The sequence below is a fragment of the Myxococcus sp. CA051A genome (assembly GCF_013336705.1).
Taxonomy (GTDB): Bacteria; Myxococcota; Myxococcia; order Myxococcales; family Myxococcaceae; genus Myxococcus; species Myxococcus llanfairpwllgwyngyllgogerychwyrndrobwllllantysiliogogogochensis.
The window spans coordinates 308226-333731 of the sequence record NZ_JABUMS010000010.1; the positions used below are offsets into that span (position 1 = coordinate 308226).

The 25506-nt window shown below is 68.4% G+C and carries 19 protein-coding genes; 10 read left to right on the plus strand and 9 right to left on the minus strand.

The genetic code is table 11. The annotated features are described in order from the left end of the window. Positions 1 to 20 precede the first annotated feature (20 nt). The 5 genes from HUA74_RS28395 to HUA74_RS28415 are packed head-to-tail and all read left to right on the plus strand — an operon-like array spanning position 21 to position 7168. The gene (locus tag HUA74_RS28395) at positions 21 to 500 is read left to right on the plus strand and encodes a cytochrome c family protein (protein WP_174457045.1); all 480 of its coding nucleotides are present in this window, start codon (positions 21 to 23) and stop codon (positions 498 to 500) included. After that, positions 500 to 4777 (plus strand): DUF4114 domain-containing protein, encoded by a 4278-nt coding sequence (locus tag HUA74_RS28400; protein ID WP_174457046.1) that lies wholly within the window; start codon positions 500 to 502, stop codon positions 4775 to 4777. The genes HUA74_RS28395 and HUA74_RS28400 overlap by 1 nt, the downstream gene beginning before the upstream one ends. Beyond that, positions 4774 to 5304 (plus strand): prepilin-type N-terminal cleavage/methylation domain-containing protein, encoded by a 531-nt coding sequence (locus HUA74_RS28405; RefSeq protein WP_174457047.1) that lies wholly within the window; start codon positions 4774 to 4776, stop codon positions 5302 to 5304. Before HUA74_RS28400 ends, HUA74_RS28405 begins: the two co-directional genes overlap by 4 nt. After that, positions 5301 to 6497, plus strand: coding sequence for a prepilin-type N-terminal cleavage/methylation domain-containing protein (locus HUA74_RS28410; RefSeq protein WP_174457048.1), 1197 nt, complete (start codon positions 5301 to 5303; stop codon positions 6495 to 6497). Before HUA74_RS28405 ends, HUA74_RS28410 begins: the two co-directional genes overlap by 4 nt. Before the next feature lie 2 nt (positions 6498 to 6499). Then, complete coding sequence (locus tag HUA74_RS28415) at positions 6500 to 7168, plus strand: Tfp pilus assembly protein FimT/FimU (RefSeq protein ID WP_174457049.1); 669 nt, start codon at positions 6500 to 6502, stop codon at positions 7166 to 7168. Positions 7169 to 7365: 197 nt separating this feature from the next. On the opposite strand, the gene ileS is transcribed toward HUA74_RS28415, so the two are convergent. The 7 genes from ileS to HUA74_RS28450 all read right to left on the minus strand — a co-directional run bounded on the left by ileS (position 7366) and on the right by HUA74_RS28450 (position 16362). Beyond that, positions 7366 to 10266, minus strand: a complete 2901-nt coding sequence (gene ileS / locus HUA74_RS28420) for an isoleucine--tRNA ligase (RefSeq protein WP_174457050.1) — start codon at positions 10264 to 10266, stop codon at positions 7366 to 7368. Between the two features lie 35 nt (positions 10267 to 10301). Next, a complete protein-coding gene (locus HUA74_RS28425) occupies positions 10302 to 10994 on the minus strand; it encodes a hypothetical protein (protein ID WP_174457051.1) in 693 nt (230 codons plus the stop codon). After that, positions 10995 to 11306, minus strand: a complete 312-nt coding sequence (locus tag HUA74_RS28430) for a hypothetical protein (protein ID WP_174457052.1) — start codon at positions 11304 to 11306, stop codon at positions 10995 to 10997. A gap of 1 nt (position 11307) precedes the next feature. After that, positions 11308 to 12336: a pilus assembly protein gene (locus HUA74_RS28435; protein WP_174457053.1), complete on the minus strand. Its 1029-nt coding sequence runs from the start codon at positions 12334 to 12336 to the stop codon at positions 11308 to 11310. Next, complete coding sequence (locus HUA74_RS28440; protein ID WP_174457054.1) at positions 12336 to 13991, minus strand: TadE/TadG family type IV pilus assembly protein; 1656 nt, start codon at positions 13989 to 13991, stop codon at positions 12336 to 12338. Before HUA74_RS28440 ends, HUA74_RS28435 begins: the two co-directional genes overlap by 1 nt. Continuing rightward, entirely contained in the window at positions 13988 to 14725 is a 738-nt protein-coding gene (locus tag HUA74_RS28445) for a TadE/TadG family type IV pilus assembly protein (protein ID WP_246137289.1), read from the minus strand. The genes HUA74_RS28440 and HUA74_RS28445 overlap by 4 nt, the downstream gene beginning before the upstream one ends. 203 nt (positions 14726 to 14928) lie before the next feature. Then, the gene (locus tag HUA74_RS28450; RefSeq protein ID WP_174457055.1) at positions 14929 to 16362 is read right to left on the minus strand and encodes a sigma 54-interacting transcriptional regulator; all 1434 of its coding nucleotides are present in this window, start codon (positions 16360 to 16362) and stop codon (positions 14929 to 14931) included. 78 nt (positions 16363 to 16440) lie between these two features. On the opposite strand from HUA74_RS28450, the gene HUA74_RS28455 reads away from it, so the two are divergent. Together HUA74_RS28455 and HUA74_RS28460 are read left to right on the plus strand one after the other, a co-directional pair. Then, positions 16441 to 17442, plus strand: coding sequence for a RimK family alpha-L-glutamate ligase (locus tag HUA74_RS28455; protein WP_174457056.1), 1002 nt, complete (start codon positions 16441 to 16443; stop codon positions 17440 to 17442). A gap of 162 nt (positions 17443 to 17604) precedes the next feature. Beyond that, positions 17605 to 18276: a DsbA family protein gene (locus HUA74_RS28460; RefSeq protein WP_141644036.1), complete on the plus strand. Its 672-nt coding sequence runs from the start codon at positions 17605 to 17607 to the stop codon at positions 18274 to 18276. A 56-nt stretch (positions 18277 to 18332) separates the two neighbouring features. Here the strand turns inward: HUA74_RS28460 and HUA74_RS28465 are convergent, their stop codons facing one another. Then, complete coding sequence (locus tag HUA74_RS28465; RefSeq protein WP_174457057.1) at positions 18333 to 19319, minus strand: hypothetical protein; 987 nt, start codon at positions 19317 to 19319, stop codon at positions 18333 to 18335. A gap of 231 nt (positions 19320 to 19550) precedes the next feature. On the opposite strand from HUA74_RS28465, the gene HUA74_RS28470 reads away from it, so the two are divergent. The 3 genes from HUA74_RS28470 (at position 19551) to HUA74_RS46685 (ending at position 24413) form a co-directional block, all read left to right on the plus strand. Then, the gene (locus HUA74_RS28470; protein ID WP_174456870.1) at positions 19551 to 20813 is read left to right on the plus strand and encodes a hypothetical protein; all 1263 of its coding nucleotides are present in this window, start codon (positions 19551 to 19553) and stop codon (positions 20811 to 20813) included. Positions 20814 to 20988: 175 nt separating this feature from the next. Continuing rightward, positions 20989 to 21852: a carboxypeptidase regulatory-like domain-containing protein gene (locus tag HUA74_RS28475; protein WP_174457058.1), complete on the plus strand. Its 864-nt coding sequence runs from the start codon at positions 20989 to 20991 to the stop codon at positions 21850 to 21852. A 164-nt stretch (positions 21853 to 22016) separates the two neighbouring features. Next, positions 22017 to 24413: an ATP-binding protein gene (locus HUA74_RS46685; protein ID WP_217443584.1), complete on the plus strand. Its 2397-nt coding sequence runs from the start codon at positions 22017 to 22019 to the stop codon at positions 24411 to 24413. Positions 24414 to 24416: 3 nt separating this feature from the next. Here the strand turns inward: HUA74_RS46685 and HUA74_RS28485 are convergent, their stop codons facing one another. Then, positions 24417 to 25499, minus strand: coding sequence for an LpqB family beta-propeller domain-containing protein (locus HUA74_RS28485; RefSeq protein WP_174457060.1), 1083 nt, complete (start codon positions 25497 to 25499; stop codon positions 24417 to 24419). Between the last annotated feature and the right edge of the window lie 7 nt (positions 25500 to 25506).

Below are 25506 nucleotides of genomic sequence, written 5' to 3' on the forward strand. Positions count from 1 at the left end.
GCTGTCTTGCGAGTCCGCCCATGAAACGACTCCCGCTTCTCGCGCTCCTGCTGCTTCCTGGACTCGCCGCGGCGAATCCCGAAGGCCAGAGTGCTTTCAACAATACCTGCGCGAGCTGTCACACCCTCACACCGCAGCCCTCGAAGAGTGCTTTGAAGGCACAGAAGGCGGGCCACGCGCGTGTCACGACACCCGCGCGGTCTCCGTTGGAGCGCCGGGTCGAGATTGGCAAGCTCGTGAAGGAGCGCTCCAGCGCGGAGCTCCGCACCTGGATTACCGCGCCCAGCGAGGTCAACAAGGAGACCCGTTGTGACACGCGCGGGATGAATCCGACCGACCTGGACGCGTTGGTGGCCTACTTGAAGACCAGCTCGCGGCCGCCCCCGCTGTCTCGCGATGACCAGCTTCGCCAGCAACTCCAGAATGACCTCGCCGCCCGCCGCGCGAAGCAGCGGCTCGAGGCGCGTGAGTCCTCCCGTCCTGAACAGGGGAAGAAGTGATGAGAATCCTGACCCGTGCCCTTGCCGTGCTCAGCCTGCTGGCGGCCCCGCTCGCACCGGCCCAGAACGCCACCAACCTCTGCGAGGACCACCTGGCGGTGGACAAGCAGATGACGTTCAGCGGCACGATGGAGCGCGACCCCGGCGAACCGAACGCGACCATCAACGTCGTACCGGGACGAGGGGCGCCTGAAACCAACGCCACCAACCTCCAGCTCATCCCCCCGAAGGCCCTCGACCCCGAGAAGATCTTCTTCCCGTACGACCAGCGCGTCACCATCAGCTACGTGTTCGAGTCCGCCGGCGCCTCCCACGCGCTGGGCTACATGTTCCTGGATGACGCGATTGATGCGGACTACGTGGACCGGGATTCCGGAGCGCTGCTCGACCTCAACGCCAACGGCATCTACGACCTCCACGAGGACCTGTTCAACATGGCGCCCACCTCGGGCCCCAAGATGCGTCCTTACGTTGGCAAGGCGGGCACTCGCCGCTGCAACAAGCCCTTTACCTCCGGCGGGCTGAGTTACACCGAACCGGAACTCGCCATGAGAGACAACTGTGACGCCACCTTGGAGCGGCGCACAGGAACCCGCGGCCCCCTGCAAGGACTCGCGGATGCCCGCCCGGGCCTGGGGTCCACCCATATCGATACAGACCTCGTGGGTGTCGCCAAGGGCAACGGGAACCCCCCGGCGGCAGCCTTCTCCGACGGTGGGCTGTTTCCCCGCATCCCCAACCTGCTGGAGCCCAAGGACCCGGAGAACGGCGGCAAGGGCATCGGGCAGATGGTCTTCCTGCTCGCGGACGATGATGGCGGCAGAGACACCTATGGCGACCTCCCTGCCATCAGCGACAGCGACGGCGATAACAACGGTATCCCTGACTACAACGTCTCCAACTATGACAACCGGGGCATCCTGGTGGACGAGCGCAGCCGGGACAATGTCATCGACATTCGGGACCGCACCGTGGACCTGGGCCCCATCCCGGGTGGCAAGGAAATCGTCTTCTTCCTCATCGTCTACTACGACTCCCCCCATGGGCCGAACGAGGGCACCGTCTATCCCTGCCTGAAGCAAGCCAGTGACGGGATGTGCCTGCTGCACATCCGCTCCCCCATCTCCGTGTTCTTCTCCAAGTCGGCGTGGAACATGGACCAGAACTCCACGGACAAGCCCGCGGTGGCCGAGCGCAACATCGGCTGCGCGTACGAGGATTCCTGCAATGCCGACGACCCGGCCAGCATGGCCAACGAGTGCATGCTGCAGAACAACTCGAGGAAGATGTGCGGCTGGCTCGACGACCTCACGTTGGCCCGACTGGCGTCAGAGGCAACGTACGGCCAGTTGGTCATGCCCAAGGAGCCGGTGTCGATTCCTCGCCCCGTGGGCAATCGCAATCCCATGCCCCACGTCATCGTGGGAGCGCCGTCCACCGACCCCTTCCGATGGATTCTGGGCTTCGAGGACCTTCCCGGCGGCGGTGACCGCGACTTCAACGACGTGGTGTTCGTCATCAACAAGAAGAATGGCGGCACCGAGCGCTCGGCGAGCCTCTCCGGGGATATCGACCTGAGCGATGCGGCGGATTTCGTCATCACCAAGGTGCGCTTCGGGCGCTATGACGACGCGGCACCCTACCCGAACTACCCGGCCAGGTGCTCCACTCCCCCGTGTTGGACAGAGACCACCCCGGGCGCCTGCAAGCTGCCTGGCCGCCAGCCGCCCACCATCGAGTACTCGGTGGCGGTGGACTGCCACAACGTGGTCTTCGAGAACGGCGCATGGGTTCGCAAGCCGAACTTGAACAGGCAATGGATACCGGTGCGCTTCCCGGCCGACTCCCCCAACTCGACGGAGCTCGACCTGCTGGACATGGGCTTCACCGGCTCGCAGTTGTGCTGGAAGGTGGAAATCACCAGCCCTGATGACCGGTGTATTCCTGTCGTCGACAACGTCAACGTGGGCTATCAGGCCGTCAGGGCGGGAGCGTACTCGCGCTCCTCCCCCTCCACCGTGGGCAACGTCATGCTCTGGGGCGTGAACGAGACCCCCGGAAGCGCCTGGGGCAAGTCCTGGCCCGGCATCGGGCAACCCGAGGCCAGCACGCGCCTCTACGACGACCGCAAGGATTACTCGCTGCGCGGCCGGCTGTATCTCGCCTCGCGCTATGACCCGGAGAACCCCACCGTCGCCAACTTCATGGAGCGCTGGGATGCGGGCAGGGTCATGGCCATGAGCCTCCGGGGCGCCGCCAATCCGCTCGACCGCAAGCTCTACACGCAGGCCGCGGATGACAGCCGCGCCACGATCAAAGGCACCATGACCGGCGACGACGCGGCCGACAACGTCGTCTTCCCTGATTCGCTCTGCAATGAGCAGGTCGCTGGCAAGTACCTCTACGACATCAACAACGACGGCCGGTGTGGCACCCCGACCATCACTTCGCCCGCGATCAAGCACATCCCGGAAGACTTCAACGACCGGAACGTCTTCCTCGAGTGGCTGTACGGATGGGAAGACCACCAGGAGCCAGGTGCCACCAACGTGAAGCGCCCCTGGCCCGTGGGCGGCATCAACCTGTCCACGGTAGCCGTGGCCGTCCCGCCCTACCTGGACTCATGGGCGCAGAACGCGCCGATAGACGAGCGCGACCTCTATCGTCGCAACTTCATGAGGACCCTGGAGCAGCGGCCCACCGTGGCCTACGTGGGGACGATGAATGGCTTCCTGCACGCCTTCGAGTCGGGTGCCTTCCGCGTCGACGCCAATGACACGTGTAGCCCGGGCAAGCTCCAGGCCAATGGCTACTTCAAGCCCTCCGGCGCCGGCTGCGCCCCGCCCATCACCCCGCGCGACTACGGCAACGCCACCGAGAAGTTCGCGTACCTGCCGCGCACGCTGCTCGACCGCTACCGCTACCTCTACGTCAAGTACCAGGGCTCGGCGGAGAAGCCGAAGCCGCAGATGGACGCTTCGCCCACCATCGCCAACGTGGACTTCGGCGGCCTTGGCGCCAAGTGGACGCTCCCCAGCCCCGTACAGGCGACCGACCGCCCCCTGAAGGGCGCCCGGACGGTGCTCGTCTCCGCGACCGGCAAGAGCAGCCCCGCCGTGTTCGCGCTCGACATCACCCGGCCTGACAGCGCCGAGTACCCGATGCCGTTGTGGGAGTTCAATCTGAACGACAACAACATCCTCGGCGCGTTCACGGATGCAGCCGATGACGACGACGACGTTCTGCTGCCGGACAACTCTGGTTCCCGTCACAACCCGTCCGTGGTCCGCATCAAGTGGGGGGACGAGTCGGCGGGCAAGTGGACGGCCATCGTCGGCACGGACTACAAGCCCACGTCGGGCCGCTCCGGCACGATCTACCTGCTCGACATGACGACAGGCAAACCCCTCCGGAAGGGCAACGGCAACCCGGGCAGGTACGCTGGCGTCATCACCCTGGACGAGAACTCGGGCATCGCGGGTGCGACCGCGGCGGTGGACACCAACCGCGACGGCGAATACGACGTCCTGTACGTGCCCACCACGGCGGGAAGCGTGTACCGCATCAACCTGGACTCCGTGGAGACGAACCGCAAGCTTGGACGCCAGGTCAAGACGTGCAAGATCGCCAGCGCTCCGGTGGCGGCCGCGACCCACCGCGACGCGGCGAACAACCCGGCTGGCACAGAGATCTACCAGCAGATTCACGCCAACCTGGCGATCTCGGTGGTGCGCAGCGGCGCCGCGCCTCGGGTCCGCTTCTACTTTGGCACCAGCGACAGCCCGGACGAGTTCAGCGACGGTCCCCCGAACAAGAACGACTATCAGTACCACCTGATGGCCTTCGAGGACACGGACCCCAGGGGCACCGGGGCTTGTGCCCTGCTCGACCCCCTTTGGGTCTCCCCGCTGGACGCCGGTCAGGCCGTGTGGGGCGGCGTGGCGCTGGGCGGTGACAAGGTTTTCACGACCACCGCCGTGGGCACGACCGCGGACCTCTGCAACCTGAGCGAGGACGAGAGCGGCAAGCTCTATTCGACGTCCCAGACGCCGGATGGCAATGGCAGCGTGGCGCAGACGAGCGTGGCCCTGACGGGCCATGGCATCAGCGCACCGGTGGTCCAGGGCAGCCAGGTCATCGTGCTTCCGTCGGGTGGTCCGGGTCGTGGCACGCCCCAATCGCGTGGCGCCCTTATCCCCCCGGGGGTCAACGCGAATGACTCACGCTCGCGTATGCTCATCTACGACCCCATCCCGGATGGAAGGCTGCCACGATGAAGTCTCCGCGGTTCCATACCTCCAGGGGCGTCACGCTCCTGGAAGTGCTGGCCACCATGGCCGTGATGCTGGTGGGCGTCGCGGCGGTGATGACGCTGGTGACGCAGATCAGCGCGTCCAACCGGCGCACCCTCACCGCCACCCAGGCGCAGTTGCTCGCCGAGCGAAGGCTGGAGACCATCACCGCCATGGGATGCTCACCCGCGCCCAACCCGTGCAGCAACCTGGGGTTCCTGGACAACACGCGCGAGCGTGTATGGCAGACGGCCGCTGGGGACCTGCTGCCCGCGAAGCCCACCAATGGCGCCGTCGCGCGTGAGTACGAGGTGGCGGTGGACCTCGACAGCAACGCCCTCGGGGGCTCCATCGAAAATGGCGCGGCGGGATTTCCACCCGTGAATCGGGACCTCGGCGGGGTGGCCAACAGCCCCGGTAACGTCGTCAATGTCCGCGTCTCGGTGAGCTGGATTGAGCCGGCACGCACGGGACGCCAGGTGGTGGTCCTCCAGACGCGGGTGGCGCCATGAGCGGGTCTCTTCGTCGCAAGAGGGGCTTCACGCTGCTGGAGGTGATGATCTCCAGCGCCATTGGCGTCATCGTGCTCGGAGTGGGCCTGGTGGTGGGCATGCAGATGCAGCGGCGTGCCCTCTTCGAGGAACAGACGATGGTGGCCCAGGTGACGGGGCGGGCGGTGAAGGACCTGCTCACCCTGGACGTGCAGCGGGCTGGTATCGGCATGAGCAATTCGCCCATCCAGTTCGCCGATGGAGACCAACGCTTCGCGATTCAGAGCTGGACCGGGCTGGACATGCGGGTGGCGACAGGGCCCTTCGCGTCGGACCTGGGCTTCTCGCTTCCCACCAACGCGCCCTATACGGACATGGCGTCGGACGTGCTGCAGTTGTTCTGGGGTGACCCTCGCAGCATGATTTCGCTCACGGGCTGTGACGGTGGCATCAGCAGCAATGTCAGGGTGGGAGCGGAGCTGTGCACCACTCCGAACCCGCCCACTGTCCTCAAGCCGGCCGCCGGACCGCCAACCCCCATCCTCGTCGCGAACCCCACCCAAGGTGCCCTGGCCTGTCACTTCAGGCTCACGGATGTTCGCGCAGGGGATGCCCGGGTGGTGGCGAGCCCGGGCCTGGGCATCGCCAACACCAACAACGGTCCCTGTTCCGACCCCCTGGACCCCTTGTGGCAGCGGGCGGGGTGGGTGGCCATGCGCACCGTGAGCGCGGCCTACCGGGTGAACTGGGCGGGAGGCAGCCCCGCGCTGGAGTACATGGCTCCCGGCGCGAACACCTGGGCGGTGGTGAGCCGGGACGTGGAGCAGATGACGGTTCGCTATGGCGTCATCAACTTGAACCTGCCCAACAACGCCTACCGGTGGTTCCCCGCCGTGCCTGGCGGGACAAGCATCGACCAGTGCACGATGAATGGCACCACGGCCTGCACCGTGGACGTGTTGGTCTCGGACGAAACCCCGGTCACGACGAATGAGGAACTGCGTGCGCGCCTGCGCCAGCGGGTGCGCGAGGTGGAAATCACGCTGGTCATCCGGACGCCACGCTCGGACCGGTCGGTGGTGGACCCGGCGACCATCAACGTGCTGGACCAGGACTTCTTCCCGCAGGATGGCTTCAAGCGGCGGACCTATACCCTCCGGGTGACGCCCAGGAACTTCGTATCGGCGGGCCTGCAGCCCGCGGCGGGGATATGAGGATGATGCGCGCACGCGGAATGACGCTGTTGGAGTTGATGATCGCGCTGGCGGTGGTGGGGCTGATGCTGTCCATGGCGTTGATGGGCATCCAGCGGCCCATCGACGGGCAGCGTGAGTCGGCCGCGACGCGGGAGCTGTGGTCCTCCGCGCTGCGGGCGCGTCAGCGCGCCATCGCCACCAACCAGCCGGTGCGCATCGTGGTGGAACCCAACATCACGATGCCAGACGGAATGGTGCGGACGGTGGCACGCTGGGAGCGGCTGACGTGCGGCAACAACTGGGACAACAACACCTGTCCCCAGCTCGCCTGCGTCAACGCCACGTGCCGCACCAACGCGGCCTGCTGCTCCGAGGTAGGGCCCGACATCGTCATCCCCGACACCATGAATGCCGCCTCGGTGCACGGGCTCTGCTACCTGCCAGGCATGGGCCGCGCGGTGCGGCCCGGAAACCTGGGCTGCATGCAGGGTCAGCTCGACAACACGGCGGCGCTCGCCGCCGCGGCCCCGGGCAACCTGCAGCTCAACTTCAACGCGGAGTCGGGCCGCCCTCGCAGCCTGCTCATGGTGGAGCCCCTCACCGGTCTGGCGTCGCTGCTCGACTGCGACTCCAAGCAGGCCGAAAACCTTTCCGTGCCCGCGTGCACCGCGCAGCCACCACCTTACTGAGCACTCCGTCTGGAGGGGAGGCCCCGCGGCTTCACCCGCTGACAGACACGAAGTCCCCATGGGCCCGAGTCTCCTCACGGAACTCGGGCCCGTTTCGTTTCGGGCCCTGGCGGCCCCAGAGCATCGGGAGCGCTGGAGACACGACGGGCTCGCGGCATGGAAGAGCCGCGAGCCCGTGGGACTTCCGGACAGGTGGCCTACGCCGCCAGTGCCTCGCGGCACTTGAGGCACACGTCGCCGCCCTGCCCCACCGCTTCCGAGTACGTCCAGCAGCGCGGGCACTTGTGGCCCAGCGCCGGCTTCACCTCGGCCAGCACCTTCACGCCTTCACCGAACACACGCGTCACGTCCAGCGACGTCGCGTCGATGCCCTCCGCGTCCACCAGCTCCACCTGGCTGGTGATGAAGAGGCCGGGCAGCTCGTCCAGGTGCGCCTTCAGGAACTCCCGCACCGGGGCCGACGCCATCAACAGCACCCGCGCCTCCAGCGACGCGCCAATCCGCTTCTCGCGCCGAGCCGCCTCCAGCACACCCTGCACCGCCTCGCGCAACGCGAACAGCTTCGCGTAGCGCTCCGCCAGCGCCGGCTCCAGCTTCGCGCGCGCCTCCGGGAAGCCCGCCAGGAACACGCTCTCCGTCGCCTTGCCGGGCAGGAAGCCCCACGCCTCCTCGGCGGTGAAGCTCATCACCGGTGACAGGAGCCGCAGCAGCACGGAGGCCACCTCGTGCAGCACCGTCTGCGCACCCCGCCGCGCCTTCCCATCCGTGCGCCACGTGTAGAGGCGGTCCTTCAGGATGTCGAAGTACACCGCCGACAAGTCACCGGCGCAGAAGTCCACCACCGTCGCGTAGACGAGGTGGAACTCGTAGTCCTCATACGCCTGCTTCACGCGCGTGACGACTTCCGACAACCGGCCCAGTGCCCACTGGTCCAGCGGCAGCAGCTCCGCGTACGGCACCGTGTGAAGCGCCGGGTCGAAGTCATACAGGTTGCTCAGCGCGTAGCGCACCGTGTTGCGAATCTTCCGGTAGCCCTCCGACAGGCCCTTGAGAATCTGGTCCGACAGGCGCACGTCGTTGCGGTAGTCGCTCGCCGCCACCCACAGGCGCAGCACCTCCGCGCCGTACTGCTGGATGATCTTCTCCGGCGCCACCACGTTGCCCAGGCTCTTCGACATCTTCTCGCCCTTGCCGTCCACCACGAAGCCGTGCGTGAGGCACGCCTTGTAGGGCGACATGTCGCGAGTCCCCACCGCCACCAACATGGACGAGTGGAACCAGCCCCGGTGCTGGTCGCTGCCCTCCAGGAAGAGGTCCGCCGGAATCCGCTGACGGCGCTCCAACACCGCGGAGAACATGCACGCCGAGTCGAACCACACGTCGAGGATGTCCGTCTCGCGGCGGAACTCCCCGTGCCCGCAGCGCGAGCACTTGAAGCCCTCGGGCAGGAAGTCCTTCACCGGCGTGCGGTACCACACGCCCACGCCTTCCTTCTCCACCTGGGCCGCGACCTTCTCCATCAACTCCGGCGACACGAGCGACTCGTCACAGCCCTCGCAGTACGCGATGCAGATGGGCACGCCCCACGTGCGCTGACGGCTGATGGTCCAGTCCGGCCGCGTCTCCAGCATGCCTCGGATGCGGCTGTGCCCCCACGAGGGCACCCACTCCACCTTGTCCACCTCCGCCAGCACCTCCTGACGGAACGTCTTCTCCCCGTGGAACGGCACGTCCATGGGGATGAACCACTGGTACGTCGCGCTCAGGATGATGGGGTTGTGGCAGCGCCAGCAGTGCGGATAGCTGTGCGCCACCGTGTCCTTCGCGTCGTTCAGCAACGCGCCCTTCTCCACGAGGACGGCGATGACGAGCGGGTTCGCCTCGAACACGCGCTTGCCCGTGAGCGCCTCTCCCACCGTGTCGTCGTAGCGGCCGTCCGGGCGCACCGGGTTGTAGATGTCCAGCCCGTAGCGCAGGCCGACCTCGTAGTCCTCCTGGCCATGCCCCGGCGCCGTGTGCACCAGACCCGTACCGGCCTCCAGCGTCACGTGCTCGCCCAGGACGATGCGCCCCCGGCGCGCGTAGAACGGGTGCTGGTACGTCAGGTGCTCCAAATCCTGGCCCTGCGCGTACGCGAGGATGCGCGACGGGTCCACCAGCGCCGCCGCGGACACCTCGCCGCCCGGCAGCTCCACGTGCTTCACCGCCAGCTCGTCCGACTTCACCTCCGCCAGCACCTTGGGCAACAGGTCCTTGGCCACGCAGATGACGCGCGAGCCCAGCTGGTAGAAGACGTACTCCAGCTCCGGATGGACGGCGATGGCCAGGTTGGCCGGCAGCGTCCACGGCGTCGTCGTCCAGATGGCGAAGGCGACGTCCTTGCCCTTCAGCGCGGGCACCCGCTCGGCGATTTCAGGGCCGGCCGCAAAGGCCACGTACACGGACGGGGACTCGTGCTCCTCGTACTCAACTTCCGCCTCCGCCAGCGCCGTCTGGTCATACAGACACCAGTACACGGGCTTCTTGCGGCGGTAGAGCATGCCCCGGCGCGCGAAGACGGCCAGCTCACGGATTTCCTGCGCCTCGTAGGCGAAGTCGAGCGTCTTGTAGGGCGCGTCCCACGAGCCGAACACACCCAGCCGCTGGAACTCCGCCTTCTGGATGTCGATGAACTCCAGCGCGTACGCGCGGCACTGCTCCAGGAAGGCGTCGCGCGACAGGGTGCGCTTGTCCACCTTCTTGTCCTTCAGCCGCTTCTCGACGGCCTGCTCAATCGGCAGGCCATGCGTATCCCAGCCCGGGATGAAGTCGCACCGGCGGCCCACCTGGTTGCGGTACTTCACCACGATGTCCTTGAGGACCTTGTTGAGCGCGTGGCCCGCGTGGAGGTGGCCGTTGGCGTAGGGCGGGCCGTCCGGCAGCACGAAGGGCTCACCCGCCGCGTTCTTCTCCAGAATCTTTCCCCAGATGCCCCGCTCCGCCCACCAGCCGAGCATCCGTGGCTCGAGCTGCGCCAGGTTCCCCTTCATCGGGAACTCCGTGCGCGGCAGGTTGACCGAGTCCTTGAAGTCCTTGTCCTGGGAGGGCGTGTCGCTCATGTCGACAGCGCCCGTAACACGCTCGGTGCAGCGCTTCAATCACCCGCGGGCTTCGCATCCTCGGGAGAAACGGTGCGCCGCACGATGATGACGGCCAGCCTGCCGTCCTTGGCAGGGGTCAGCTTGAGCTGCATCTCGTCCTGGCTGGAGCGATACACCCGGGGCTCGACTTCCTCGAAGCCCGCCTGGGTCAGCTCGTTGCGGTAGAAGACCTCCACGTCCGCCGCCTTCGCGCTCACCGAGTAGACGAGCGTCCGCGCCCCCTCCATGTCCGTCTGCATCATCCCCGCGCCCCCGGGATAGATGGGCGCGACGTTGGACTGCGGACGCGGCCCCTGCGACAGGTCCGCCTGTCCCAGGAACACCGTCGTCGTCCCGTCCGGATTGGGCTGGAGGATGGCCGTGTAAGAGACGAAGGCGCGCGTGTCGATGGCGGTAATCATCGGCTCGCGCAGCAGCTGCGGCTGACGCGACTCCGGCGGGACATGCAGCCCCCACGACAGGAAGCGGTCCACCAGCGCCTGGAGGATGTCCTCCGGCCGCGCCTTGCTGCGCACCGCGCTGAGCTTCACCGGGACGCCGCTGGAGAGCACCGGCTGCGTCACCTCCACCACGCCCACCACGCCAGGCACCTCCCACTTGAAGGGCGTGCGCTGGGCGGCGGCCTGTCCGGCGGACAGCATCCCCCACACCAGCAGACCCCAGGCTCCGCTCCTCACGCGCGCCATCTAGCGAACCCGTCCGCTCTTGCCCTTGCGGGGCGACTCCAGGCCCTCCGGGTCCACGCAGCGCTCCGCGCACTCGTTGAACTTCTTGTCCTGCTTCTCCTGACAGCGGAGGGCGCAGGACTGGAAGGGCCCGGGCTTCGTGGGGTCGTCCGAGGGCGAGGGACACCGGTCCATGCACGAGCGCATGGTGGCGTCGGCCTTGGTGGTGCACTCCATGCTGCACTGGTTGCCATCCGCCAACGCCAGATGAGCCATGAGCACGGCGCCCAGGCCCAGCATCCAGCGCCCACCCGAGAGGGACACGCGCGTCATCTCAATCACAGTCCTTTCCCAGGAAGCAGCCGCCATTGCCGAAGCGCTCCAGGTGAGCCGCGCCATACGGGAACGTGGTGACGCCGATGATGGAGCCCGGCGTCGTGGGCCAGATGCGGGAGATGGGGTCCATGAGGGGAGGGGCCTGGATGAAGTTGACGACGTCCTCACCCGCCGCGCTCATCCAGAAGGTCTTCTCCATCATGCCCAGGCCCACCATGGCGAGCGCCGTGGGAGGCAGCGGGTTCCAGAACAGCGTGGCCTGCGCCAGGTTGCTCGCGGCGGTGGGGATGGGCAGCGTCGTCGGCGCGTAGGTGGACCACACCGCCGCGTGCATGGGCGCGTTGGTGCAGGGGATGAGCTGGTCCTGCATCAAGATGTTGCAGGTGGCCGACTCCAGCGGGCCCGCGAGCCCCCAGTCGTCCACGAGCATGGAGAAGCGACCGTTGCAGGTGCCGCCCACCGCGCGGCCCACCGCGCAGACCCGGAGGTTGGTGAGGGAGTTGTCCAGGTTTCGCTTCTGGTAGAGCGCGCCGTCCGAGGGGCCGTCGAGGAACGAGCTGGGAAAGCGCCAGGTGCTCAGCGTGGCCTCGGCGCCGCACGCCGTGCCGCCGTTGTCCCGGTAGACGAGCCGGGTGGGAATCGCGCCCGTCCAGCCCACGCCCACGTCCATGCCGCAGCGCACCTGCATGCCGGTGCCCTGCGTGAATACCTGGGTGATGCGGCCGGCGCCCGGAACGGAGGACAGGCCCTTGAAGTCCGAGTAGCGCGCCTCGGCGTTCGCGGCGGCATCCCGCATGGAGTCCTCCGCGTCGTCATACGAGACGGGGATGGTGTGCATCTCCCCGTGCGTGCCATCCCACAGCGCGGAGACCGCGGCCTCCTGCACCTTCAGCGACAGGAAGCCCACCTCCGCGAAGTGAATGCCGAAGGCGATGATGGTGACGAACAGCGTGGTGCCGATGGCCGCTTCGAGCAGGGCCTGGCCCCGAGCGTTCCGGCGCTGAAGACGAGAGCGGCGCGGTGTCATCACTGAAGCCCCTTGAAGCCCGCGTTGCGCAGCTCCTGGAAGGTCTGCGCCGCGACGGGCGAGCTGATTCCCAACGTCCCGATGGCGTCGCGCACGCCATTGTTGTCGATGTCCGCGCCCACGAGCGTGGCGCGCCAATACGGATTGAGCAGGTTGGGCGGCTCGCTCCAGTGGTGGAAGCCCAGGCTCTCACCGCGGTGGTAGTAGGCGATGCCCGTGGACAGCGCCGTCTGCGTGCTGTTGGGCGTGCCATCCGCCAGGTTGAAGCTGGTCGCGTCGTACACGTTGCCCGCGCTCCCGGACTCGAAGCGGTAGCGGAAGGACAGGTCCCACGGGTCCAGCTTGCGCGCCATCAGGTCTCTCTGGACGACGGCGAAGTTCTTCGGCTGGCCGTAGTTGTTGCCCTCGCCGTTGAGCAGCAGCGTGAGGTTGTAGTCCAGGAACGGCGGCCAGATGCCAGGGCACGACGAGGGCCCACCCAGGCAGGGCGCCAGCATGTGATTGAAGGGGCCACCGGCATCAGCACCGCCCGTCCACCTGTGCTCGGGCCGGGGCATGAAGCCCCCCGACGACACCAGGGACGCCGTGGTCGACTGGGTCCCCGCGACGCTCGCGGGACAGGCGACGGGGTTTCCGCCATGCAGCAGGTGGTTGTACATCCAGCCGATGCGGCCCTGCTCATCTCCCGTGAGCGCGGGAGCATAGGGAGGCAGCAGCGGCACCTTCCGCCCCGGCTTGCCGAAGTACGTCGTCCCGTTGGTGGTGGGCAGCACCGTCACATCGTCCGGAAGCCAGATGACGAAGTCCAGGTTGGCCTGGTGCGCGGTGTAGTCCCCCAGCCGCCACTGGCGGTGGGTGACGAAGTGGAAGCCGCGGCTGCCCATGGCCGCGTTGACGGCGTGCGCGACGGTGAGCGGCAAATCACAGACGGCGCCATCGTCCGTGCAGGCGATGCCGCCACTCAGCTCGCCCTCGTTGACGCCGCCGATGTCGGGCACCTTCCAGGCGGAGTCTCCCACGAACTTCCCCGGACCCTCGATGTTGCGCAGAATCCTGTTCGTGAAGTGCTGGCTCCCCAGGGCGTCGCGCAGGTCGCGGTAGTTGTCCTGCTGCGCGACGTAGAACGCTCCCTGCGCGATTTGGTGCGCGAGAATCTGGAGGTTCACCATGAAGTCCATGGACTGGAACACGGCCTCCACGCGCGCCTGCTCGATGCGCAATTGCGTCTGGAGCATCCCCAGGTCCGACACGCCCTGGCGCCCGCAGCGGCACTTCTCCCGACACCACGAGCTCTTCGCGGCGCAGGGACAGCCGGTGGCCATGGCCAGTTGGTAGGGCTTCTTGCCAATGCCGAAGCCCGTGTTGGCCGCATTGAGCTGCGCGCGGTAGAGGCTGGCCCAGCTCACCAGGCTGGTGGCGCCCGCCTGCGCCACCGCGTGGCCAATCTGCGCGCGGTTCATCACCGCGATGTTGTTGAAGGTGCGCGCGGTGGCCACCGCGTTGGAGTAGGCCGCCGCGTCCGCCACCGTCTGCAGTTCGATGCGCTCACGCACCTTCATGGAGAAGGAGAGCGTCATGGTGACCATGAGCACCATCAACAAGGTGCCCAGCACGAACAGCACCAGCGTCTGACCACGAGACAGGGAGCGCTTCATCGGGGGCAGTCCATGGTGGCGAAGTGGCGCCGCTTGGCGGGCGTCAGCATCCGCATGGTGAAGCTGGTTTCGATGGGGAAGACGTACTCCTCGCGAGCCACCCGCGAGGCCAGCTCGGAGCGGATGTCACCCGCCAGGTTGAGCGGCGTGGAGAACTCCCCCGCGTTCCAGTTGGCGTTGCGCTCCGCGGGCATCAGCGGATTGGCGGCCGTGTAGTCCTGGATGCCCATCTGCGCCATGAACATGCGCGACATCACCCAGTTCGCGAACGGGATGCGCATCGGGTACCAGTAGATGAGCTGCACCTCCAGCCGCCTCAGGTGCCCCGGGTCGTCGAACGCGCGGTCCTGCGGGCCGTCGATACCGCCCCCCACCAGCGCCCGGTTGATCCACACGATGCCGCCGGTGTGCACGCCGTCCAGGCCGCTCCGGTAGCGGTTGTCCCGGCGCGCGCCGAAGGCCGCCGCCAGCTTCGCCGGCGCGCCACCCCCGCCACCATGCCGCACCTCGTCGGTGGCGCTCGACATGCCCAGGAACGAGTGGAACGAGGGCAGCAGCGCGAGGATGGCCGCGTGGGTCATCCGCTCGCACTCGCCATGCGCCACGCTGCCCGCCCGGGTCGCCTGGAACGCCGCGTACTGCGCCAGCACGCGCGCCTGCAACATCAGGAACAACTGCAACGTGCCCAGCAACAGGAACACCACCAGCGGCAGGGTGATTGCCGCCTCCACCATGGCTTGTCCTGACTGGCCAACATTCCTTCGAGGGTAGGAATTCATGGCAGCACGCATGTTCCAGGGATTTACCCCCCAGAAGACATACGTCAACTTGCCCGTCGCAAAGGGGCTGTCTCCCAGTCAGCGCTACAGGCCGGGCAGCGCGTGTGTCGCGTGTGTCACGGGAATCCCCCGGGGCGCGGCGACCCCAGGGGCGTGGATCAGCGTGATTTCATGCCCTTGGTATCGAGCTGATACTTCTTCACCAGCCGCTCGATGGACTTCCTGTGCAGGCCGCTCTCCCGGGCGGCGCGGGAGAGGTTCCCCTCGCAGCGGGTGAGGACGCTGGTGACGTACTCCCGCTCGAAGTTCTCCAGGAGCTGCTCCTTGGCGTCCTTGAAGGACAGGTGCTCGTTGAAGGGCAGCGGCCCCTCGCGGGCCTGCCCCCGCACCCGGGGCGGGAGACTGGCTGGCTGGATTTCTTCGCCCTCGCTGAACGTGAGCACGTGAGACAGGACGTTCATCAGCTCGCGCACGTTGCCCGGCCACGCGTAGGACATCAGCAGGCTCATGGACTCCGCGGAGAAGCGCTTCTTGCCGTGCTTGAGGACGACCTCCGGGTCCGCGAGGGCTTCCTTGAGGATGAGGGGGATGTCGTCGCGGCGCTGGCGCAGCGGCGGGAGCTGAATCGTAATCACCGACAGGCGGAAGTAGAGGTCCTCGCGGAAGTTGCCCGCCTGAATCTCCTTCATCAAATCCCGGTTGGTGGCGGCGATGACGCGGCAGCTCACCTCGATGACGTCGTTGCCGCCCACGCGGCGCACCTCGTGGTTCTCCAGCACGCGCAACAGCTTGGGCTGCAGGTCCAGGCGCAGCTCGCCCAGTTCGTCCAGGAAGATGGTGCCGCCGTGTGCGCGCTCGAAGGCGCCGGGGCGTCCGCTCACCGCGCCGGTGAAGGCGCCCTTCTCGTGGCCGAACAGCTCGCTCTCGATGAGGTTGGGCGGGATGGCGCCGCAGTCGAGCACCTCCATGGGCGACTTGTTGCGACCCGACAGCTCATGGATGGCGCGCGCCACCAGCTCCTTGCCGGTGCCCGTCTCGCCCTGGATGATGACGGAGACATCGAGCGGGGCGATCTTCTTGATGAGCCCGAATATCTGGCGCATCTTCATGCTCTGGCCGACCATGCCGCACAGCTCGCCGTCGCGGTCCGGCTCGATGGTGACTTCCTCATCCAGCGGCGCGAAGGTCAGCACGGACGAGCCCGCGCGAATCTGCGAGCCCGGTGAGAGATAGGCCCGCTCGATTCTGCGGCCGTCCAGGAACGTGCCGTTGGTGGAGCCCAGGTCCACCAGCAGATAGCCGCGCTCGGTGAACTGGATTTCGAAGTGGTGGCGGCTGGCGGTGCGGTCCTCCACGAGCACCAGGTCATTGCCCGGGTGCGCGCCGCAGCGCAGGCGTTCCTTGTCGCTGACGACGGAGCGTCCGGTGTCCGGCCCGGAGGCCACGGCCAGCCGACACTTGTGGAGCTTCACCGTGGTACGCGGGTCCACCACGAGCGTCTCTCCCAGCAACGGAGAGTGGGCAAGGTCTAACCCGGCGGCATCTCCGGGGCTGGTGTGGATGTCGTCGGGATGCGGATCTGTCGCGCTCATCTGCGTTCGAGGATAGCAAACGCGAACCACGTCACCCGCCCCGTCCGGCGGTACATGGTACGCTCGGGTGCTCCGCCCATGTCTCCCCGAAAAATCCAGCAGAAGAAGGCCCCGGCCACGCCTGGGTCCCCGGCACCCGAGCGCCCCGCGCCGCGTCGTTCACGCGTGAAGAAGACGGTGGCCATCCTGTCCCGGAAGCGCTCGCTCTACTCGACACGCCGGTTGGTGTCCGCCATTCGGGAGCGGGGCCACCGGCCGCTGGTGCTGGACACTCTGCGTTGCTGCCTGCTGCTCGCGCAAGGCGCACCGCGCATGACGTACCGCGGTGTGGAGATGAAGGGCGTGGACGTCGTCGTGCCGCGCATCGGCGCGTCCATCACGGCCTATGGGCTGGCGGTGGTGAACCACTTCGAGATGATGGGTGTTCCGGTACTCAACCCTCCGTCGTCCATCGCACGCAGCCGCGACAAGCTGCGCGCGCTCCAGTTCCTGTCGCGTTCCGGACTGGACATCCCGCGCACGGTGATGGCGCATGACCGCAGCAACGTGCGTCGGCTGGTGGAAGAGGTGGGGGGGCTGCCCGTCATCATCAAGCTCATCAAGGGCACGCAGGGCGTGGGGGTGATGATCGCTCACACGCTGCCGGAGGTGCAGACCATCCTGGATACGTTCTGGGACCTGGGTCAGGAAATCGTGCTCCAGGAGTTCGTCGCGGAGAGCGAGGGCCGGGACGTGCGCGCGCTCGTGGTGGGCAGTCGGGTGGTGGGCGCGATGCGTCGCAAGGCGAAGAAGGGCGAGTTCCGCTCCAACATCCACCGCGGCGGTGAAGGGCAGGCAATCGAGCTTCCTCCCGCGTACATGGAAGCCGCTGTGCGGGCCGCGAACATCATCGGCCTGGAGGTCGCCGGCGTGGACATGCTGGAGGGCCACGCGGGACCCCGGTTGATGGAGATCAACTCCAGCCCTGGCTTCGAGGGACTGGAGGGCGCCACGGGACGGGACATCGCGGGAGAAATCATCGACCACGCGCTGGCTTACGCCGGGTCGAAGTCGGGCGGTCCGCAGTCCTTCGGAGAGTAGGCACGGAGGGCCGTGGAGGTTGCTCGCATGCCCTGAAGCAAGCGAGCAGCCTGGGCCACAGCTACCTCGCATGCTCCTCAGGAACACAGGAATGCATTCAGCGGCCGAGTGTCATGGGGAGTTGGCAGCAGCGCGGCGTGGCCTCTAATCTGGCGGCCCCCCATGAAAACGCTGCACAAGCCGCTGCAGATCACCGTGTACCAGGATGTGTTGTGCTCCTGGTGCTATCTCGCCGACCTGCGCCTGGACGTCTTGCGCCAGGAGTTGGGCGAAGCCGTCCGCTGGAGCGTGAGGCCTTATCCGCTTCGCGTGCACGATGTGCTTCCCACGGAGCGCGAGAAGCGCGGCCTCGTGGAAGAAGTGCAGCGCGCGCAACGCGAGTCGGACCAGACCGCTCCACTGTTGTCCACGGACCTGTGGCTGGGTGGAGACCCACCGCGCAGCAGCGTGCCGGCACTGGCGGCGCTCGAGGCCGCGCGACTCCAGGGACCGCAGGCGCGTGCCTTCCTCGCGCGGGCCATGCAGCGCGCCGCGTTGGAGCAGGGCGTCAACGTGTCGCGCCCGGACGTGGTGTTCGAGCTGGCGTCGCGCGTGGGCCTCGCGATGAACGAGTTCTCCGCCGCGTTCCGCTCCGAGGAGACGCGCCGGCTCATCCTGGATGAGCACCGCGACGCGACGGGCCGCGGCGTGCGCGGCGTGCCCACGCTCGTCATCGGCGGGCGGTGGATGCTGTGCGGTCTGCGCGAGCTGACCGAGTACCGCGAGCACATCCTGGCCTGCATGGGCCGGGTGGCCACGCCCCGCTCGGGTTCCTCCGAGCGGCTGGTGCACTGACGCACGTCCCGCACCGGGGCCCGCATCCCTTCGCGGGCCCCGATGAGCGACCGACGTCAGACTTCTTCCGCGCCCTTGCTGAGCGACAGGTAGAGGCCGGCGAGCAGCAGTTGGAAGAATGCCAGGGCGGGGATGCCCGGCAGACAGCACAGGAAGATGCCCACGATGAAGATGACGGCGCCGATGAACAGGGTGCCGAGCATGCCCAGGCGCTGCCCCTGAGCGGCGGCGAAGCAGCGCTTCAGCGTCTCCACGGGCCCCGGGTTCTCCGCATCCACGAGCGCCGGCTGCATGAGCACCAGCGGCATGACGAGCCAGAGCCCCGGGAAGATGTAGAGCCCGGCGCCCACGACGAACGCCACCACGAGCACGTGCGGCGGCGTGTTCGAAATCACCGCGTTGATCGCCTCCTCCGACGAGCCCACCTCGGCGAGCGACACCCCCGACATCCCGACGAACACCGCGAGCGCGGCGCCGAAGCAGAGGATGATGACGGGGAGCATCACCGCGAACGACAGCAGCAGGGTGAGCAGGTAGGGCACCAGCTTGGAGAGCTGGGAGAACATCCGCCCCAGGTCGGCGCGCTGACCCTGGAGCACGTCCAGGCACATGCGGGTGATGCCGAGGGTGCCCATGCCCTGGATGACCCACGACAACACGGTGCCCACGATGACCATCAGCACGGTGACGGTGGTGCTGCCCGACAGCCCGCCGATGAAGGACAGAATCTGGGAGACGAAGCTGCCCACCATCGCGGCCGCGAAGAAGAGGATGGCGCCCACGCTGAGCATCACCCACTCGCGCTTGAACCGCTCCCAGCACACCTCCAGCAACCCGCCCACGGACCAGTTGTGGCGGTCCAACGGGAAGGCCTGACCCAGGCCCTCGCGCTCACGACAGGTGGGACAGTGCACCTGCGTGCCGCCCTCGCTGCACGTGTCGCACATGAAGTTGCCGCAGCGCGTACAGGTCCGCTGCGCGAGGTGATCCGGGTGCAACGGGCACATCGCCCCCCTGCCCCGACCAAAATCCGATTCCGACATGGGTGCCCTTCTCCTCGCGCGACGGGTCCAGAAAGCCCCGGCGCTCGCATCGCGCTCACACCGCACCTACACCAGCCGGCACGGTGTTCACCAGGGCACACCCCCGGTTAAAGAGGGAGCAGGCGGGCAAGAAGGAGTCCGGCGTGAATTTCCTCCCGGGCCGCCCGTCTTCAGCCCGTGGTCGCGAAGAGGGACTGGCTGGAAGTGCCCTTCGCACGGGAGACTCGTCACATGCGCCGACTGCTCGCACTCGCCATCCCTCTTGCCCTGATGATGGGGACGGGCTGCTACGCCCACTATCACGGCCCCGCCGCCCGCCGCCCCGTGGTGGCGGTGGTGGACTACCGGTTCTCGGGCGACCACCCCATTCCGGACCACGACGGTGGCGGCTGGTGCCCGTACGACCACGTCCACACGCACGGCTACCGCCCGGCCGAGACGCACTACGTCTACACGGACGACGTCTACTACTACCAAGGGCCGACGATGGTCTGGTACTGGGACTTCCACCTGGATCCGCTCGGGGCGTCGTGCGGCCTGCACGGGCGTCACTCGCACGACTACTACCCGAACGCGGGCCGGGCGTACCGCTGGGAGCGCAACCGCGGCTACGTGTATGACCGGACCCACGCCGCCTCCGCGGGCTACGGCTACAGCCGGGCCAGGTCGCGCCCCGCTTCTCGCGGCTCCGTGTCTCGCAACGACGACCGTCCCTCGAACCGGCCTCCTCCCTCCGGCACCGGCTGGGGCACCCAGCCTCCTCGCGGCGGCTCCCGATACGACGGGGACAACAACGGCGGCGGCTGGGGCGGCGGGAACAACTCGGGCGGCAACAACGGCGGTGGTTACGGCCGGGGCAACAGCGGGCGGGACAGGGATGATGACCGCGGCGGCTCGCGTCCCGGGCGCGGCCAGGGGCGAGACCGCGATGACGACAACAACGGCGGTGGCTGGGGCAGCTCCGGCGGCGGCAACAACGGCGGCTACGGCAACAACGGCGGGACGCCTCCGGGCGGCAGTGGCTCCAGCGGTGGCAGCTCCGGTGGTGGCTACGGCAACAGCGGCGGTGGCAGCTCGGGTGGCGGCAGCTCCGGTGGTGGCGGGTACAACGGCGGGACTCCTCCGAGCGGCAGTGGCTCCGGTGGCGGCAGCTCCGGTGGTGGCTATGGCCGAGGCAATCGCGACAACGACAACGACCGCGGAAACAGCAGCAACGGGAGCAGCGGTGGCGGACGCGGGAGCAGCAGCGGCGGAAGCAGCAGCGGCGGCAGCAGCGGTGGAGGAAGCAGCAGCGGCGGCTGGGGCAGCGGTGGCGGACGCAGCAGCAGCGGCAGCAGCAGTGGCGGGAGCAGCGGCGGAGGCCGGAGCTCCGGTGGAAGCTGGGGCAGCGGTGGCGGCAGCAGCGCCCCGAAGAGCTCGGGTGGCGGCTCGTCGGCGCCGGGTGGTCGCGGTGGTTCCAGCAACTCCAAGGACAACAAGGGCGGCTGGCGCTGAGCCCACGGGCGGCACCCCCGCCCTCCACGGCTGATGGATTTCCGACACCGGGCTGCGTCCCTCGTGCTTCCCAGGCGAGTGACGGCCCGGTGTCTGTGTTTGCGGCGTCGGACAGGGGACGGAGCGTTCGCGGGTGGATTGCCGCTCGACGGGGGCATGGAAATGTTGCCGACCGATGAAGCGCCCAATCCTGCTGGCATCCTGTGTACTTCTCGGGCTCGTGTCGTCCGGCTGCGGCTCCGGCGGACCTGCTCCGGACCCCGGCTTCCAGACCGATGACGCCGAGTCGGTGGACCTGGACAACCTCCGCATCCGCGTCAGCGGGCAGGCGCAGGTGCTGCCCGAGGCCGCGCGACTGCTCACGTCCCTGGGACAACCGGTGCCCTCGCTCGGCGGCATGCCCGTCGCCATCGAGGAGCCGCTGCGCGTGGCGGTGAATGACCTCAATGCGACGTTCGGCACGGGCGCCATCGCCGAAGACGGCGCCTTCGCCGTGGCGGAGGTCCCCGTGCGCGAGGTGCACCAGGGGCTGGCCGTGGGACTCAACGGCCCGGGCTTCGTACGCACCGTCACCGTCGTCTACGACAGCGTCTTCACCGGCGCGCGGCCTCGCACGGATGTCATCGAAGCGAGCGCCTGGGCCCTGCCGGAGCAGTTCCACGACGCGCTGTGCACGGCCATGGGTGAGCCGCTGCTGCGTGGCCACACGGAAGACCGGGCCCGCACCCTTCGCGACGCGGGCTTCGCGCTGGGCCGCGTCGTCGACGAGAACGGCCAGCCTCGCGCCGGCGTGCGCGTGGTGCCGGACCGGAGCGAGCTGACGGAGCGCATCTACTACCCGACCTCGGACCTGAACGGCGTCAACCAGGCGGGCACCTCCGCGGAGGGCCTGTTCCTCTACGTTCACACCGCCAGGGACGCGGAGACGTTCCGGCTGGGCGTGGAGGGCGAGGACACCTACGTGGCTCGCAACGTGGCGGTCGCTCCCGGTTGGGGCCTGGTGCTCACCCTGTACCCCGGACTGCATCCGCCCCCGTGAGCGGCACTCAGGCGGGCACCCTGCCCCGCCGTGCGACGCGCGAGGGGGCGCGCATGCGCATCCATGTCCCGGACAGGTGCGTGAGGAACGAGGCAGCGGGCCGCCGCGCGTGACACGGCCGCCCACCCTTGGCGGAAGCACCCGTGCGTTCCGGGGGGACGCCGATGAATCGGACCTGGAGGGCCCAGTCCCGCAGCCAGGCCATGGCCCGCGCGCTCGCATGGGTCGCGGTGGCGGGCGCGCCTCTGCTGGGGCTGCTCTCGCTCGCCGGCTGGGCCGTCTTCGCGCACTCACCGTGGCCAGAAGCCGCGGGCATGCCCATGACAGCGCCACGGACGGGCGTCGCGCTGGTGCTCGGAGGCGTGGCGCTCGGGCTGTACCTGCCCACCCGCCCCTCCCGCGCGCGCCGACGACTGTCCTCCCTCTGCGCGGTGGGCATGTGCCTCATCGCCTGCATCAGCCTGCTGCAGGAAGTGGCGGGCCTGCCACCGGCGCTGGAGTCCTTCCTCGCGAGGACCTTCGGTGTCCTCAGCGCGACGATTCTCCCCTCCCCGCTCACGCCCCTCAGCGTGCTGTTCCTGGGCATTGCCCTGCTGCTACCGGACCGCGCCGGGACTCGACAGGTGTGGCGAGACGCGCTCGTGGTGGCGGCGCTGCTGGTCGCGCTGCTGGGCTTCAATGGACTGCTGCTCGGTCCGCTCTTCGCGTCGGGCGGCGAGTCCCTTCCCCCCAGGCGCGGCATGGGCTTGTACACGGCGCTGGCGGTGCTGCTGCTCGGCGTGGGCCTGCTCTGCGCGCGGCCGGAGCGGGGCCTCGCGGGGCGAATCACGCGGGACACACTCGGTGGGTTCGTCGCGCGTCGGCTCGTGCCCGTGGCAATCCTGGGGCCGTCGCTCCTGGGCGCGGCCCTGTCGCTGCTCAGCCTGGAGGGGATGCTCGGTCGCGAGGCGAAGCTGCCCATCTTCGCCACCTTGTTGAGCGCGGGCGGCGCCGTGCTGGTGCTGCTGTCCGCGCGGGCCCTGGACACGCTGGAGGCGGGACGTCGACGCGCCACCGCGGCGCTCGAGGCCTCCGAGGCTCGCTACCGGGGACTGCTGGAGACGACACCGGAGCCGCTGTTGATAGTGGACCCGGAGGGGCTGCTGCGCTTCGTCAACGCGGAGGCGGAGCGCGTGTTCGGCCATCCGCGCGAGTCACTGCTGGGCCGCGAGGTGGAGCTGCTCGTGCCAGAGGGACTCTTCGGCGGACGCAGCCTGGGGGGCCTGTCGAATGCCCGCGCCATGCATGGCCTGCGCGCCGATGGCACCCGGGTGCCCCTGGAAGCACGCCTGCGCCAGGTTCCTGGCCCCGAGGGTGGCAGCCTGCTCGCCGTGCTCCGCGACGTCACCGAGCGGGAGCAGGCCACCGACCGCCTGCGAGCCGCCCACGAGGAAGCGGAGGTGCAGCGCGGTCTGCTCCAGGCCGTGCTGAATCACGCACCGGTGGGTGTGCTCTTCATCGACCCGGAGCAGGGCACCCTGGTGTCGAACCCCTTCGCGGAGACCTTGCTCGGGCCGCTTCCGGCGCGAGCGAAGCGCGGCTCGTACCTGAGCCGACTGCGCCATCCAGACGGACGTCCCATGAAGATGGAGGAGCTGCCTTCGAGCCGGGCGGCGAAGAGTGGAGAGGTGGTGGGCCCGGTCGAGGTCAAGCTCGTGCGCCCGGATGGAAGGACGACCCCCGTGCTCATCACCGCCGCGCCCGTGCTCGGGCCGCAAGGCGAGCAGCGCGGCGTCGTCGTCACCGGCCATGACCTCACACCCCACCGCGAGCTGGAGCGGCTGCGCGAGGAGTACGTGAGCCTCATCTCCCATGACCTGCGCAACCCGCTGCAGGGCATCACCCTGCGAGCGAGCATGCTGCTGCGCGCCCTGAAGGAGCGTCACCTGGAGCGCGAGGAGCTGCTCACGGACGCCATCCTCCGCAACGTGGCGTGGATGAGTTCCATGATTGAAGAGCTGCTGGAGGGCTCGCGCCTGGAGTCCCGCCGCATCGAGCTGCGCCGCGAGCGGACGGACGTGGTGCGCTTCCTCGAGGACGTGCTGGAGCGGGACGTCCCTCCGGACCTGCGCGAGCGCTTCCGCCTGGAGGTGACGACGCCGCTGCCCATGACCTGGGTGGACGCCCGACGCCTGGAGCGGGTGCTGTCCAACCTGCTGGGCAACGCGGCCAAGTACGGTCCACCCGACAAGCCCGTGGTGGTGCGCGCATCGTCTCGCGAGGGCTGGGTCGTGGTGTCGGTGCGAGACGAAGGCCCGGGGCTCGCACGCGAGGACACCGAGCACGTCTTCGACAAGTACTACCGGACGCGACAGGGCAGCGCGTCCGACACCCAGGGCCTGGGGCTGGGGCTCTACATCTGCCGGCTCATCATCGAAGCGCACGGCGGCCACATCTGGGTGGAGAGCGAGCCGGGCCGGGGCGCCACCTTCTGCTTCAGCGTGCCCACGGCCCCGAAGGACCCCGCGAGCCCGGAGCCGCCTCTTCTTCCAGAGGGGCCCGGGTCGAAGGGAATCACTTGAGACCTAGCGGCGCGCCACCCAGCGAGGAAGCCAGTCCGGCGCCTTCGCGGTGGTGAGCCGCGTCTGGCCGCTGCCATCGGCGCGCATGAGGTACACGTCCGTGTTGCCCTCGCGCTCCGACGTGAAGGCCAGGTACTTCCCGTCGGGGCTCCACGCCGGCATGTCGTCGCGGTGCGTTCCATCCGTCAGCGCCACCGGCGCGCCTCCCGCCACCGGAACCATCCAGAGGCGACTGAGTCCCTCGGGCGCGCGGCTCACGTAGACCAGACGCTGTCCGTCCGGGCTGAAGGCCGGCTCGCGCTCGTCGCCGGAGAAGCCGCTCCCCGACACCGCGCGCAGGTCCGAGCCATCCGGACGCACCAGGTACAGCCGCTCCTTGTCCTCCCGGTCGCTGACGAAGACGAGCCACTGTCCATCCGGACTCCACAGCGGAGAGCGGTCCTCGCGGTGGAAGGCGGTGAGACGCCGCTCCTCCGTGCCGTCCGCCTTCGTCACGTAGATTTCAGGGTCGCCCTCGCGACTGCACACGAAGGCCACTTCCTTGCCGTCCGGCGAGATGGAGGGTTCGAAGCAGCCCTCCTTCACCTGTGTCAGCCGCACCTCCGGCGCGCCCTCGCGAGGCTCCAGGCGCACCAGGTCGCTGAAACCCTGGGCATCCGACTCCGCCACGAGCCACGAGCCATCCGGCGCCCAGCTCGCGTTGCGCGCCCGGGCCCTGGGGGCATGCAGCGGCACCGCGTCTCCACCCGCGAGGGGTTGGACTCGGAGCTGCTGGAACTGAATCCCGCCCTGCTCGCGCACGGCCACCACCAGCAACGACTTCCCGTCCGGAGACACCGGGCCGGGGTAGTCGTCCTCGGGGCCTCGGGTGATTTGCGTCTCCGTCCCGTCGGGACCCACCTGCCACACGTCCTTCTGTCCCGCCCGCTCCGACAGGAAGACCACGACGCCCGGAATGGCGCGTGCCTCCTCCTTCGACAGCGGCCCGGCGCCCGACGCCCCGCCACACCGGCCGGAGCATCCGACGCCAAGCACGGCGAGCGCGGCAAGACTCCACCGCGCTCGCCACGGCCAGGAACGCGGCATCCGTTCT